The sequence below is a fragment of the Salmonella sp. 2018103 genome, assembly GCF_026247685.1.
Classification (GTDB): domain Bacteria; phylum Pseudomonadota; class Gammaproteobacteria; order Enterobacterales; family Enterobacteriaceae; genus Salmonella; species Salmonella enterica.
In genome coordinates this window covers 2,722,618-2,735,814 of the sequence record NZ_CP111029.1, presented here as the reverse complement: position 1 = coordinate 2,735,814, position 13,197 = coordinate 2,722,618, and the positions used below count along the sequence as shown (strand labels likewise).

At 51.5% G+C, this 13,197-nt stretch carries 13 protein-coding genes; 4 read left to right on the top strand and 9 right to left on the bottom strand.

The window, feature by feature from the left end; genetic code table 11:
* Positions 1–16: 16 nt before the first annotated feature.
* Entirely contained in the window at positions 17–1,171 is a 1,155-nt protein-coding gene (gene mdoC / locus OLG56_RS13380; RefSeq protein WP_000100058.1) for a glucans biosynthesis protein MdoC, read from the bottom strand.
* Positions 1,172–1,442: 271 nt separating this feature from the next.
* On the opposite strand from mdoC, the gene mdoG reads away from it, so the two are divergent.
* The 3 genes from mdoG to OLG56_RS13365 all read left to right on the top strand — a co-directional run bounded on the left by mdoG (position 1,443) and on the right by OLG56_RS13365 (position 5,815).
* Positions 1,443–2,978 (top strand): glucans biosynthesis protein MdoG, encoded by a 1,536-nt coding sequence (mdoG, locus tag OLG56_RS13375; protein ID WP_001562609.1) that lies wholly within the window; start codon positions 1,443–1,445, stop codon positions 2,976–2,978.
* On the top strand, positions 2,971–5,514 hold the full coding sequence (gene mdoH, locus OLG56_RS13370; RefSeq protein WP_061377413.1) for a glucans biosynthesis glucosyltransferase MdoH: 2,544 nt from the start codon (positions 2,971–2,973) through the stop codon (positions 5,512–5,514). Before mdoG ends, mdoH begins: the two co-directional genes overlap by 8 nt.
* A gap of 73 nt (positions 5,515–5,587) precedes the next feature.
* Positions 5,588–5,815, top strand: coding sequence for a YceK/YidQ family lipoprotein (locus OLG56_RS13365; protein ID WP_001217832.1), 228 nt, complete (start codon positions 5,588–5,590; stop codon positions 5,813–5,815).
* Here the strand turns inward: OLG56_RS13365 and OLG56_RS13360 are convergent, their stop codons facing one another.
* The 3 genes from OLG56_RS13360 to OLG56_RS13350 form a co-directional block, all read right to left on the bottom strand.
* Positions 5,816–6,190: a MysB family protein gene (locus OLG56_RS13360; RefSeq protein WP_000180050.1), complete on the bottom strand. Its 375-nt coding sequence runs from the start codon at positions 6,188–6,190 to the stop codon at positions 5,816–5,818.
* Positions 6,191–6,271: 81 nt separating this feature from the next.
* The gene (gene mdtG / locus OLG56_RS13355) at positions 6,272–7,486 is read right to left on the bottom strand and encodes a multidrug efflux MFS transporter MdtG (RefSeq protein ID WP_000075053.1); all 1,215 of its coding nucleotides are present in this window, start codon (positions 7,484–7,486) and stop codon (positions 6,272–6,274) included.
* Between the two features lie 154 nt (positions 7,487–7,640).
* Positions 7,641–8,561, bottom strand: coding sequence for a Kdo(2)-lipid IV(A) acyltransferase (locus OLG56_RS13350; RefSeq protein WP_000163973.1), 921 nt, complete (start codon positions 8,559–8,561; stop codon positions 7,641–7,643).
* Between the two features lie 219 nt (positions 8,562–8,780).
* Here OLG56_RS13350 and trhO point away from each other — a divergent pair, with 219 nt between their 5' ends.
* Positions 8,781–9,833 carry an oxygen-dependent tRNA uridine(34) hydroxylase TrhO gene (gene trhO / locus OLG56_RS13345; protein WP_001144629.1) on the top strand — a complete coding sequence of 351 codons (1,053 nt, stop codon included), beginning with the start codon at positions 8,781–8,783 and terminating at the stop codon, positions 9,831–9,833.
* Between the two features lie 51 nt (positions 9,834–9,884).
* Here the strand turns inward: trhO and OLG56_RS13340 are convergent, their stop codons facing one another.
* The 5 genes from OLG56_RS13340 to bssS all read right to left on the bottom strand — a co-directional run bounded on the left by OLG56_RS13340 (position 9,885) and on the right by bssS (position 12,930).
* A complete protein-coding gene (locus OLG56_RS13340) occupies positions 9,885–10,460 on the bottom strand; it encodes a YceI family protein (protein ID WP_000739886.1) in 576 nt (191 codons plus the stop codon).
* Complete coding sequence (locus OLG56_RS13335) at positions 10,457–11,029, bottom strand: cytochrome b (RefSeq protein ID WP_001159784.1); 573 nt, start codon at positions 11,027–11,029, stop codon at positions 10,457–10,459. Before OLG56_RS13335 ends, OLG56_RS13340 begins: the two co-directional genes overlap by 4 nt.
* 261 nt (positions 11,030–11,290) lie before the next feature.
* Positions 11,291–11,404 (bottom strand): YceO family protein, encoded by a 114-nt coding sequence (locus tag OLG56_RS13330; protein WP_001253282.1) that lies wholly within the window; start codon positions 11,402–11,404, stop codon positions 11,291–11,293.
* A 40-nt stretch (positions 11,405–11,444) separates the two neighbouring features.
* Positions 11,445–12,563, bottom strand: coding sequence for an N-methyl-L-tryptophan oxidase (gene solA / locus OLG56_RS13325; RefSeq protein ID WP_061377414.1), 1,119 nt, complete (start codon positions 12,561–12,563; stop codon positions 11,445–11,447).
* 112 nt (positions 12,564–12,675) lie between these two features.
* Complete coding sequence (gene bssS / locus OLG56_RS13320; RefSeq protein WP_000414441.1) at positions 12,676–12,930, bottom strand: biofilm formation regulator BssS; 255 nt, start codon at positions 12,928–12,930, stop codon at positions 12,676–12,678.
* Between the last annotated feature and the right edge of the window lie 267 nt (positions 12,931–13,197).

Below are 13,197 nucleotides of genomic sequence, written 5' to 3'. Positions count from 1 at the left end.
ACCCGCGCGCGGAAAACTACCCGATCGCGGCGCGGCTTTCTTGTTTTACCGGCGGTTTACCTGAAAAGAGAAATTTCAGGAGCGGGATGCGTAAATGAATTTCATACAGAATTAACGCAATACCCATAACAAATATCAGCCCGCACAAGAACCCGATCAGGTTGGAGGTGATATGCGGTGTAATATACGCGCCAAAGAAAAGCGTTAAGGGATGATGCACCAGATAGATAAACAGCGAAGCATTCACGAAATAGGTGACACGCGCGGACTGGAAGTTTAACAAGCGATGCCCCAGTGAGAATACCACGTTCACCATCCACAGCCCCATGACCATCGTAATCACGGATTCGGTTTCGTACATCCAGGCGTCGCCGCTCCCATAACGTTGATTCAGCAGATACGCGATAAAAGCAACGGCAGCGCCTAAAGTGCATCCGCGTGAGGGCGTGGTGAAGCGCGCTTTCAGATCGGGGTGAATGAAGGCCAACGCGCCGAGAATAAAAAATGGCACATAAAATAGCGTTTGCATCACAATAAAATTGAACATGCCGTCACTGAGGATTGCTGGATATACGATGAAAATAATGCGCCTGATAGCGGCGTAAGCGATCCCCAGCAGGAAAAAAATAAGCGAAAGTTTGGCCAGTGAAATAGCGGCGGGACGAGGCTTGCTTGTTTCCTGCCTTTTTTGGAACCAGGTAAAAATCCCGATGCTGACTGTGGTTAATATCACCAGCACCAGTAAAAACCACAGATGTGAAATGAGTTCCCACGCTAACGTATTATATTTTTCATAGGCAGAGAGTGTAGGCCAGTTCTCTGTTTTCTCTTTGACATATTGCAACAGGATAAATTGCGGCAAGGTAAGCAAAGGGATTGCGGTAAGCATGGGAATACCCACACGTTCTACCCGTACTTTCCACCAGCGTTTTAACGGATAACGTAAAAACAACATGTACGAAAAATAACCAGAAATAACAAAAAACACCTGCATACGAAAAGCGTGGATAAAATCGTTAAACAGGGTTAGCCACCACGATGGCGCGGCGCTATTGACATGCCAACTGTGAGTGGAATAGATCAACGAGATATGAAAGGGAATCCCTAACAACATCAGCCATGCGCGGATAGAGTCAAGAAAATATTCGCGCGGCGCGGGTACAGAGCTCATATAAGGTCACGTATTCTCAGATTTTTCACCTTATCCATAAGGCGAATTATAGTTACATTCGGTAGCAACCCTACACCAACTCCGACAACCTGTCTCCAGGATAAGCACGCAAAGTGAAAACAGGCGCGGGAGGTGCTTAATCCATGAGCCAGCGCGCTGAACAAAGCCTGGATTCAGTTGTCGTAATGCCTGATTATCCATTAAAATGGATCGGATCGATATAAGCACACAAAGGGGGAAGTGCTTACTTATTATGAAACATAAACGACAAATGATGAAAATGCGTTGGTTGGGCGCAGCTATTATGTTAACGCTCTACGCATCATCGAGCTGGGCGTTCAGTATTGATGACGTGGCAAAACAAGCTCAATCTTTAGCCGGGAAAGGCTATGAGGCGCCTAAAAGCAACTTGCCCTCCGTTTTCCGCGACATGAAATATGCGGATTATCAGCAGATCCAGTTTAACAGCGATAAAGCCTACTGGAACAACTTAAAGACCCCTTTTAAGCTCGAATTTTACCATCAGGGGATGTACTTCGATACGCCGGTCAAGATTAACGAAGTGACGGCGACGACGGTCAAAAGAATCAAATACAGCCCGGATTACTTCAATTTTGGCAATGTTCAGCATGATAAAGACACGGTAAAAGATTTAGGCTTCGCCGGGTTCAAAGTCCTGTACCCCATCAACAGTAAAGATAAGAACGACGAAATCGTCAGTATGCTTGGCGCCAGCTATTTCCGCGTGATCGGCGCAGGCCAGGTATATGGCTTATCTGCGCGCGGCCTGGCGATTGATACCGCCTTACCATCTGGTGAAGAGTTTCCCCGCTTTCGCGAGTTCTGGATTGAGCGTCCAAAACCCACCGATAAGCGTTTGACCGTCTATGCATTACTCGATTCTCCGCGCGCGACCGGCGCTTACCGTTTTGTGATCATTCCTGGCCGCGATACCGTGGTGGACGTGCAGTCAAAAGTCTATCTGCGCGATAAAGTAGGCAAGCTGGGCGTTGCGCCATTAACCAGTATGTTCCTGTTTGGGCCAAACCAGCCGTCGCCGACGACCAACTATCGTCCGGAACTGCATGACTCGAACGGCTTATCCATTCATGCGGGTAATGGCGAGTGGATTTGGCGTCCGCTGAACAATCCAAAACACCTCGCGGTGAGCAGCTATGCGATGGAAAACCCTCAGGGATTCGGCCTGTTGCAGCGCGGCCGCGAGTTCTCGCGCTTTGAAGATTTAGACGATCGCTACGACCTGCGTCCAAGCGCCTGGATTACCCCGAAAGGCGACTGGGGCAAAGGTAAGGTTGAACTGGTTGAAATTCCGACCAATGATGAAACCAACGATAACATCGTCGCTTACTGGACTCCGGATCAATTGCCGGAACCGGGTAAAGAGATGAACTTCAAGTACACTCTGACCTTCAGCCGCGATGAAGATAAACTTCATGCGCCGGATAATGCCTGGGTGCTGCAAACACGCCGCTCAACGGGCGACGTTAAACAGTCGAATCTGATTCGCCAGCCCGACGGCACTATTGCCTTTGTGGTGGATTTCGTTGGTGCCGACATGAAAAAACTGCCGCCGGATACGCCCGTCGCTGCGCAAACTAGCATTGGCGATAACGGTGAAATCGTTGACAGTAATGTACGCTATAACCCAGTCACTAAAGGCTGGCGTTTAATGCTGCGCGTGAAAGTCAAAGACGCGAAGAAAACCACGGAAATGCGTGCCGCATTGGTGAATGCCGATCAGACGCTAAGTGAAACCTGGAGCTACCAGTTACCTGCCAATGAATAAAACAACTGAGTATATTGACGCACTGCTGCTTTCTGAACGTGAGAAAGCGGCATTGCCGAAAACTAACATCCGCGCCGTGCATCAGGCGCTGGATGCCGAGCATCGGACTTACTCGCGAGAAGACGATTCACCGCAGGGTTCCGTAAAGGCCCGCCTTGAACACGCCTGGCCGGATTCATTGGCGAAGGGGCAGTTAATTAAAGATGATGAAGGGCGCGATCAGTTGCAGGCTATGCCAAAAGCGACGCGCTCTTCGATGTTTCCCGATCCCTGGCGAACCAACCCGGTTGGCCGTTTCTGGGATCGTCTGCGTGGGCGGGATGTAACGCCGCGCTATGTTTCTCGTCTGACAAAAGAAGAGCAGGCGAGCGAGCAAAAATGGCGTACCGTCGGCACTATACGCCGCTATATTTTGTTAATTTTGACTCTGGCGCAAACCGTCGTCGCGACCTGGTATATGAAGACCATTCTGCCTTATCAGGGATGGGCGCTCATCAATCCTATGGATATGGTGGGGCAGGATATTTGGGTCTCTTTTATGCAGCTCCTGCCCTACATGCTGCAAACCGGTATCCTGATTTTGTTTGCCGTGCTGTTCTGCTGGGTGTCAGCCGGATTCTGGACGGCGCTGATGGGCTTCCTGCAACTGCTTATCGGGCGCGATAAGTACAGCATCTCCGCGTCTACGGTTGGCGATGAGCCCCTCAATCCGGAACACCGGACGGCGCTGATCATGCCTATCTGTAATGAAGACGTTAGCCGCGTTTTCGCCGGTCTGCGCGCGACCTGGGAGTCCGTTAAAGCCACAGGCAACGCCGCGCATTTCGACGTCTATATCCTTAGCGACAGTTATAACCCGGATATCTGCGTGGCGGAGCAAAAGGCGTGGATGGAGCTTATTGCGGAAGTGCAGGGCGAAGGCCAAATTTTTTACCGCCGCCGCCGCCGCCGTATGAAACGCAAAAGCGGCAATATTGACGATTTTTGCCGCCGCTGGGGCAATCAGTACAGCTATATGGTGGTGCTGGACGCGGACTCAGTGATGAGCGGCGAGTGTCTGAGCGGTCTGGTGCGCCTGATGGAAGCGAACCCTAACGCCGGGATTATCCAGTCTTCGCCGAAAGCGTCGGGGATGGATACTCTGTATGCCCGCTGCCAACAGTTCGCGACCCGTGTTTATGGGCCGCTGTTTACCGCCGGGCTGCACTTCTGGCAGTTGGGAGAGTCGCACTACTGGGGGCACAATGCCATTATCCGCGTGAAACCGTTTATCGAGCACTGCGCGCTGGCGCCGCTGCCGGGAGAAGGTTCGTTCGCCGGATCGATTCTTTCCCACGACTTTGTGGAGGCGGCGCTAATGCGTCGGGCAGGGTGGGGCGTCTGGATTGCCTACGATCTCCCCGGCTCCTATGAAGAGCTGCCGCCAAACCTGCTGGATGAGCTTAAACGCGACCGCCGCTGGTGTCACGGCAACCTGATGAACTTTCGTCTGTTCCTGGTGAAAGGAATGCACCCGGTGCATCGCGCCGTGTTCCTGACGGGGGTAATGTCATATCTGTCCGCGCCGTTATGGTTTATGTTCCTCGCGCTTTCTACCGCGCTGCAGGTCGTTCATGCGTTAACGGAGCCGCAATATTTCCTTCAGCCGCGCCAGCTTTTTCCGGTCTGGCCGCAGTGGCGTCCGGAACTGGCAATCGCGCTGTTTGCGTCAACGATGGTGCTGCTGTTCCTGCCGAAGCTGCTCAGTATTATGCTGATCTGGTGTAAAGGCACCAAAGAGTATGGCGGTTTCTGGCGCGTTACGCTGTCGCTGTTGCTGGAAGTGCTGTTCTCCGTGTTGCTGGCGCCGGTGCGTATGCTGTTTCATACCGTGTTTGTGGTCAGCGCGTTCCTCGGCTGGGAAGTGGTCTGGAACTCACCGCAACGCGACGATGATTCTACGCCGTGGGGAGAAGCCTTTATGCGTCACGGCTCTCAACTGCTGCTGGGGCTGGTCTGGGCGGTGGGTATGGCGTGGCTGGATTTACGCTTTCTGTTCTGGCTGGCGCCGATTGTCTTTTCGCTGATTCTGTCGCCATTTGTTTCGGTGATCTCCAGTCGTTCAACGGTAGGATTACGCACCAAACGCTGGAAGCTGTTCCTGATCCCGGAAGAGTATTCGCCGCCTCAGGTGTTGGTCGATACCGATAAATATCTGGAGATGAATCGCCGCCGTATTCTGGACGATGGCTTTATGCATGCGGTATTTAACCCGTCGCTTAATGCGCTGGCGACCGCGATGGCCACCGCGCGTCACCGCGCCAGTAAGGTGCTGGAAATAGCCCGCGATCGTCATGTGGAGCAGGCGCTAAACGAAACGCCGGAGAAACTGAACCGCGATCGGCGTCTGGTTTTGCTCAGCGATCCGGTGACGATGGCGCGTTTACACTATCGGGTCTGGAATGCGCCAGAGAGATACTCTTCCTGGGTAAACCATTATCAGTCTCTCGTCCTGAATCCGCAGGCGTTGCAGGGACGAGCATCGTCAGTGGGATAAGGTCTTGAGGTCTGGAGTGAGGTGAAAAATACCGGCGTGATGCCGGTATTTTTATAGTGAAATGAGGTATCAGGTGCGTATATTCGCGGTGAGCATAATGGTAATTACCCTGAGCGGCTGCGGCAGTATTATCAGCAGAACGATCCCCGGACAAGGACACGGCAACCAGTATTACCCTGGCGTGCAGTGGGATATGCGTGATTCCGCATGGCGCTATATCACTATCCTCGATCTGCCCTTCTCACTGATCTTCGATACACTGCTGCTGCCGCTCGATATTCACCACGGGCCTTATGAGTAATTAACGCTCATCCCATTCGTCTGCCGCAGTACGGCCTTCCTCGGTATCAAGCGGGGGTTCAAGCTGGAATTCCCCTTCATCCCATTCATGCAAGGTATTCTCTTCCTGCCACTCCTGGCGGATCTCTATCTCATCATAATCGCCGTCAAACACGCTCTGCGCGGCTTCACCACTCAGCATTGGCAGACATTCGCCATCTTCACCTTCATCGGCGAAAAATTCGACCTGCCACATGATGTCCCCATCCTGCAGTACATATTTCTGAACGTTGAACTGCTGCACATTCGCTTCATCTTGTTCGAGGCCTGGATGGTCAGCCAGAAATTCTTCCCGGGCTGCATCGATAGCTTCTTCCAGCGTGGCATACATGGTCATCAGTGTCTCCCTTTGACTTGACGAGGTATTTAGGGAAAGAATAGCTGATTCTGTGATATTGCAAGTATGAAAGCGCAAAAATCATTCTATTGCCAGTCTGCGCCGTCGTAAGCTGTTCCATGAATAGATAGCATTGAACAACACCACGCCTGCCGTGACGCAGAATACGGCGCGGAAGCCATAGCTCGCGGAAATTGCGGCGCCCATGAGAGGGCCGGTGACGTTGCCGATATCGCGGAAAGATTGGTTGTAACTGAATATGCGCCCGGCTATCTGGTTGGTAGAGTTGTAAACCAGCAGAGTTTGAACGGCTGGCAGCAGCGCGCCATCCGCCGCGCCAAGCAGAAACCGCAATAGCGCGAGCTGCCACGGCGTTTGCACAAAAGACATTGGAATCAGCAGCAGTACGGAAATAATCAGCGCGACGATAAGGATCTTTTCCGGGCCAATTCTGTCGCCGAGCTTGCCGAGCCGGGGGGCGCTAAGTAATGCCGCCACGCCGGGCACGGACGCTATCATCCCGCTAATGAACGCAATATTACTGACATTTCCCGCGAGTTCGCGCACATAGAGCGTCAGGATGGGCGCAATAGACCCCGTCGCCACCTGAATAATCAGCGTGGTGACAAACAGGCTTAACACCAGGCGGGGATTTTTTAACGAGGCGACCACTTCCCGAACGTGAAGCATCTCTTTTTTGCTCACCGGCAGGAAATTCTCGCGAATAAAAAAGAAGGTGAGCAGAAAACAGATAAACAAAACGCTGGCGGTAATAAAAAAGACCGGGCGAAGACCGTAATGGTCGGCGAGCAGACCACCCGCAAGTGGGCCAAGCAGAGCGCCGCTGACGCCGCCAGTAGAGAGCGTCCCTAGCGCCCAGCCGCTTTTGTGGCGCGGCACCTGAGTGGCGATGAGCGCATTGGCGTTGGGAATAAATCCGCCCAACAGGCCTAATAACGCGCGGAGGATCAGAAATTGCCAGATATTTTGCGCCATGCCCATTAACAGCATGACAATGGCCATGCCGAGAGCAGAACGCAACAGCATGATCTTACGCCCTTTACGATCCGCCAGACCGCCCCAAAAAGGGGAAGCGATAGCTGAAAAGAGGAACGTAATACTAAAGACCAGCCCGGACCACATGTTGAGCGCGCTATGGCCTGTTACGCCGAGTTGCTCAACGTAGAGAGGGAGAAAAGGCATGACCAGACTGAATGCCGCGCCGGTTAAAAAACAGCCCAGCCAGGTAACGGTTAGATTGCGTTTCCAGTTTATGGGGACATCAGAGGGTGACATAGCGTTCCACAGTATGATGCGCGGTTTGCGCTATCATCAATTTAATTATGAGCGTACTAATTATAATTATGCGCCGACCTTACCAGCCTCGCAATGTGGGGAGCTTTTAAAGCTAAAAGAGGGGAAAAATTGCAGCCTGACGGCTGCAATCCTGTCAATAGCGCGACGGTACGCCTTCAGGGCGAGTTTTAAAGCGGCGATGCAGCCACATATACTGCTCTGGCGCCATCATAATGCACTGCTCAACAATCTTATTCATCCATGCGGCAGTCGCTTCTGCGCTCTCCAGCGGAGGCGAATATTCCGCAGGAAGAATGATCAGTTCGTAGCCTTTCCCATCGGGTTTACGGCGAGGCACGAAGGGGATAATACAGGCTTTAGACATGCGCGCGAGCATCCAGGTACCGGAGGTCGTGGCAGCCTGGTCGACAGCGAATAATGGTACAAAAACGCTGGCGCGCGGGCCATAATCGTGATCCGGCGCATACCAGATCAATTCGCCGCTTTTCAATGCCTTAACCATGCCTTTCAGATCTTTGCGATCCAACATCGATTTATTGGAGCGTAAGCGTCCCCAGGTCTGTAACCAGTCGAGCAACGGATTATCATTCGGGCGATAAACTCCAATACCCGGGTTATGCATACCAAACATGCGGGCACCAAACTCAAGGGTAAGGAAATGTATTCCTACCAGAATGAACCCCAGTCCCTGCGCCTTAACTTCACGGATATGCTCCAGACCGCTCGCTTCCATCCAGCGGTTCACTCGCCGATCGGGCCAGAACCAGGCCATGCCGGTTTCCATCACGCCCATACCGACGGATTCAAAGTTTTTGACCACCATGGTGTGGCGTTCCTGCGCGCTCATTTCCGGAAAGCATAATTCAAGGTTGCGATAGGCGATTTTCGCGCGGCGTTTCATTACGCGTCGCGCCAGGTGGCCCAATGCGCAACCCAATTTATAGATGACCGGGTAGGGGAGTTGCACGACCAACCAAAGCGCGCCTATACCCAACCAGGTTAACCAATAGCGCGGGTGCAGTAAGGCCACGGAGAACTTAGGCAACTTCGTCATTTCTATCCTGTTTTTCAACGAACAATTCCCCGTATTCTCGCATCTTTTTGCGTTGAGCAAAAATATGTAGCAGGAGAGTGGCGATTAAATCGACAATTGTTGTTAATTATTTAGTGTAAAGCAGGAAATGTAGCGCAAAATGTGTGGATGTAAATTGGCGAGACTTGCCTTATCATGCCTGCCCACTTTATTTTTTGCTGATTGCAGGATACGTACACCATGCCAGTGTTACACAACCGCATCTCTAATGACGAGCTGAAAGCCAAAATGCTGGCGGAAAGCGAGCCGCGTACGACAATTTCTTTTTATAAATATTTCACTATCGCCTCGCCGCAACAGACGCGGGACGCGTTGTATCAGGTGTTTACGGCGTTGGACGTTTTTGGTCGCGTTTACCTGGCGCATGAAGGCATCAATGCGCAAATCAGCGTGCCGCAAAGCAAGCTCGAGACCTTTCGTCAACAGCTTTATACGTTCGACCCCGCGCTGGACGGGCTGCGTTTAAATATCGCGCTGGAGGATGACGGAAAGTCATTTTGGGTGCTGCGTATGAAAGTTCGCGACCGTATCGTTGCTGACGGTATTGACGATCCGACTTTTGACGCCAGTAATGTCGGCGATTATCTGAAGGCGGCAGATGTGAATGCGATGCTGGACGATCCTGACGCGGTCTTTATTGATATGCGCAACCACTATGAGTATGAAGTCGGCCATTTCGAAAATGCTCTGGAAATCCCGGCGGATACGTTTCGTGAACAGTTGCCAAAAGCGGTTGAAATGCTGCGGGAACATGCAGATAAAAAGATAGTGATGTACTGTACCGGCGGTATTCGTTGTGAGAAAGCCAGCGCCTGGATGAAACACAACGGTTTCAATAAAGTCTGGCATATTGAGGGTGGCATCATTGAATACGCCCGTCGCGCGCGCGAGCAGGGGCTTCCCGTTCGCTTTATCGGCAAAAATTTTGTATTTGATGAGCGAATGGGCGAACGAATCTCGGATGAGGTTATCGCGCATTGCCATCAGTGCGGCGCGCCCTGCGATAGCCATACCAACTGCAAAAATGACGGTTGCCATCTGCTGTTTATCCAGTGTCCGCAGTGCGCCAGTAAATTTAACGGCTGCTGTAGTGAACAATGCTGTGAAGAGTTGGCCTTGCCGGAGGAAGAACAGCGCCGACGTCGTGCGGGTCGCGAGAACGGCAACAAAATTTTTAATAAATCGCGTGGTCGGCTTAATAGCAAACTGAGCATTCCCGATCCGGCTGAGTAATATTTTGCCGGATAGCCGCGTAAAGGCCGCTATCCGGCATTTCGCCAGGCGTTACTTCTGCTGAACGCCTTCTACTGAGATGATAAGCTCAACCTCTTGTGAGGCCGGGCCGAGATCGGTAGTTATATTGAAATCCTTCAGCTTAATTTTTCCTTCGGCCTCAAAGCCCGCGCGCTTACCGCCCCACGGATCGTCGCCCTGGCCCATCAGCTTCGCTTCCAGCGTCACCGGTTTAGTCACGCCATTGAGTGTCAGATTGCCGGTAATATCCAGTTCATCGCCCTCTTTTTTCACGCTGGTAGAGGTGAAGGTTGCCTGCGGGAATTTCGCAACATTAAGAAATTCCGCGCTACGCAGGTGTTTGTCACGTTCGGCATGGTTAGTGTCGACGCTATTGGTGTTAATGGTCACGTTCACTTTGTCTGCCGACGGATTTTTTTCGTCAAAAGTAAACGTGCCGTCGAAATCTTTAAAGGTGCCGTACAGCCAGCTGTAGCCCAGATGCTGAATGCGGAAATTGACGAACGCATGTTGGCCTTCTTTATCAATTTTATACTCCGCCGCCACGGCGGAACCGGTCGTGAATAACAAGGATGCGAGGGTGAATCCCAGCAGGTTTTTTTTCATTTTTGAGCTCCATAGTCAGATGACGACATTCCTGTCATACGTTTCAGTGTGTCGTCTTTATCGATGAAATGGTGTTTTAGCGCCATAACCCCATGCGAGAGCGAGATAATGACCAGCGACCAGGCAAACCACAGATGCAGCGTTCCGGCGATGTCAGCCTGCGCGCCCGCGTCCGTAAGCGTGGCCGGAATCTCAAACCAGCCAAAGACGCTAATCGGTTTACCGTCGGCGGTGGAAATCAGGTAGCCGCTAATGATTATCGCAAAGAGCAGGAGATACAGGAGGAGATGACCCGCGGCGGCGCCAGCGCGCGTTAAACGGGAATAGCTGGTCAACGCAACGGGTGGTGGAGAATAAAGCCGCCAGATAATACGCACGATCAGCGCCATCATCAGTAATATGCCAATACTTTTATGTATTTCCGGTGCCTGGTGATACCAGCCGTCGTAATAACTGAGCGTGACCATCCATAAACCCAACGCAAACATGCCATAGACCACCAGGGCGGTCAGCCAGTGGAGCGCGGCGGAAACCACGCCATAACGCTGTGGAGTATTTTTAAATTGCATAAACACACCAATGAATATTTCACGAGAGAATGAAAATGGCGTGGAAAAGCGCCGAATGCAACTTATAAATAAGAATTTGAATGATATTTATTTTTATTTCAATAATTTTGATGTTGTTTGCGGTTCAGCTTCAGAAGTTTCGAGATATTTCCCCCTGATAACCGCGCAATGGCAGGAACTGGCATTATTGCCGTGCTTAACGTTATGAAATAAAAAGCGAGGAACTTTCAGGAAGTGTCAGTTAACGTCAATGAAAAGCAATCAAAAGAAAAGGAGATAAACAATATCCATCACCGCCAGCAGCGACCAAAGAATAACGTAAAGCATGAAATGTTCGCGAATATTATTCATCAGAAAATGAAAGAGACGACGCATAGCTTACCTTAATAAACAGCCCCTTTACGGGGCCGACAAATTATTGGCTAAAACGGGAAAGCCGGAACGGCGTCAGATCAAAGGAGGGCGTTTTTCCCAACGCAAAATCCGCAGCGATTTCTCCTAACACCGGGGCGAATTTAAAACCATGTCCGCTGAGTCCAGTGATGACAAACGTATTCTCATGGCCAGGCAGCGTATCGATAATAAAATCCTCGTCCGGCGAATTATCATAGGTACATGCCGCCCCATGTAAACAACCGCCGATACCCGGCAGTACATTACGCAAGAAAGGAAATGCTTCCGCGCCATCGCTGGCAACGGCGGCAAAGGGCTTGCGCTCTTCCGGAGCCTGTATTCGCTGCCCGCCATTGTGTTTGCCGATTTTTAACTCGTCGTTCTCCGCCGGGAAGCCGTAATAGTGATCGCCGTTGGGCATTTCGCCGGTAAAAGCCGGAAAGCGGTTTTTAGTGCTGTAACGTCCATCCGCCTTAAACCAGGCAAAAACTTTACGTACGGGCTGAACGGGCAGCTCCGGTACCAGCGCTTTGACCCAGGTGCCCGCGCTAATCAGCGCTTTGCTGGCGTGGTAGCAGCCTTCACTCGTCTCTATCGTCACACCGTTATCATCATGGTGAATATGGCTTACCGGGCTGTTGAATAGCTGTGCGCAGCCTGCTTCTCGGGCCAGACGAAGCCATGTGGTAATGGCTAATTCGCTGCGCAGGAAACCGGAGTCAGCTTCAAACAGCCCGATATAATTATCGGGCACGCGAATTTCCGGCCAGCGCGTCATGAGGGCCGTCGCGTCCAGGCGCTCGACGTTCAATTGCCACTGTTGCGCGCTTCGTGCGACGTTGGCTAAGAAAGCGGAATCGGCCGGGCCGAGGTTAACGACGCCGGAGCGGACAAAAATAGGCTCTTCATTGTGTGTGGAGAGTTCATCCCAAAGCGCCTGGGCGCGAAGCACCAGTGGGACATATTTTTCGCCTTCACCATAAGCATGGCGGATAAGACGGGTATCGCCGTGATGGCTGCCCTGTTGATGAGGCGGCATATGCGCATCGGTCATCAGGACCTTTAGCCCGGCGCGGGTGGCGTAATAACCAGCGGCGGCGCCAACCGAACCGCTGCCGATAATAATAAGGTCGTATTTCATCAGCTTCTCTCTGCTATCGCGATGATTTCAGGGTAAATAACTGCGCTGAGATATACAAGCCAGAAATAAGTGAGGCACCTTACGGTGCCTGAGAGAGGGGGAGCGCGTCACGCTAATGGCGACGATACTCGTTTTCCTGGTAATCACCTGATTCTATTTTGGCGATGCCGGCTTCTAATATTGAAATAAATTGCCTGGCTACATCTGTCGTTAACCAGAGCGTTTGACCAACTTCAGTCCCTTCCGGTTCCGGACGATTTGGGGTCTGGTAGTGTAAACGCAGCATCAGCGCATCATAGCTATCGACGGTGCTGATGTCCCATCCTACAAGCGGATGGGTCTGAATGACTTCATTATTCTTTTCCATCATGCCCCCCTGGTACGTGTTATAAGACAACGGTTCTCGAGGTTCAATGCGTGTTTTTCTTCTGAAGCAACTTCAGTATACCAATTAATAAGGCTATTCACTGCGTTTTTAAAGAGACCGGAGGATAAATTTCTCTTTTTAAGAATTATATGAACAATAAAGCGGCAGTTCATTCATATTTTTTTAGGATGTTGTGCAATTATTTTGAGGGTCAGGCGAAATATTCATCAGTTGCGCAAATAAAAAAGCCGGGGCGACCCGGCAAAC

Excerpts from the sequence above, each read along its gene's own strand:
- mdoC (WP_000100058.1), bottom strand. The coding sequence starts at position 1,171 with ATGAGCTCTGTACCCGCGCCGCGCGAATATTTTCTTGACTCTATCCGC.
- mdoG (WP_001562609.1), top strand. The coding sequence starts at position 1,443 with ATGATGAAAATGCGTTGGTTGGGCGCAGCTATTATGTTAACGCTCTAC.
- mdoH (WP_061377413.1), top strand. The coding sequence starts at position 2,971 with ATGAATAAAACAACTGAGTATATTGACGCACTGCTGCTTTCTGAACGT.
- OLG56_RS13360 (WP_000180050.1), bottom strand. The coding sequence starts at position 6,190 with ATGACCATGTATGCCACGCTGGAAGAAGCTATCGATGCAGCCCGGGAA.
- mdtG (WP_000075053.1), bottom strand. The coding sequence starts at position 7,486 with ATGTCACCCTCTGATGTCCCCATAAACTGGAAACGCAATCTAACCGTT.
- OLG56_RS13350 (WP_000163973.1), bottom strand. The coding sequence starts at position 8,561 with ATGACGAAGTTGCCTAAGTTCTCCGTGGCCTTACTGCACCCGCGCTAT.
- trhO (WP_001144629.1), top strand. The coding sequence starts at position 8,781 with ATGCCAGTGTTACACAACCGCATCTCTAATGACGAGCTGAAAGCCAAA.
- OLG56_RS13340 (WP_000739886.1), bottom strand. The coding sequence starts at position 10,460 with ATGAAAAAAAACCTGCTGGGATTCACCCTCGCATCCTTGTTATTCACG.
- OLG56_RS13335 (WP_001159784.1), bottom strand. The coding sequence starts at position 11,029 with ATGCAATTTAAAAATACTCCACAGCGTTATGGCGTGGTTTCCGCCGCG.
- OLG56_RS13330 (WP_001253282.1), bottom strand. The coding sequence starts at position 11,404 with ATGCGTCGTCTCTTTCATTTTCTGATGAATAATATTCGCGAACATTTC.
- solA (WP_061377414.1), bottom strand. The coding sequence starts at position 12,563 with ATGAAATACGACCTTATTATTATCGGCAGCGGTTCGGTTGGCGCCGCC.
- bssS (WP_000414441.1), bottom strand. The coding sequence starts at position 12,930 with ATGGAAAAGAATAATGAAGTCATTCAGACCCATCCGCTTGTAGGATGG.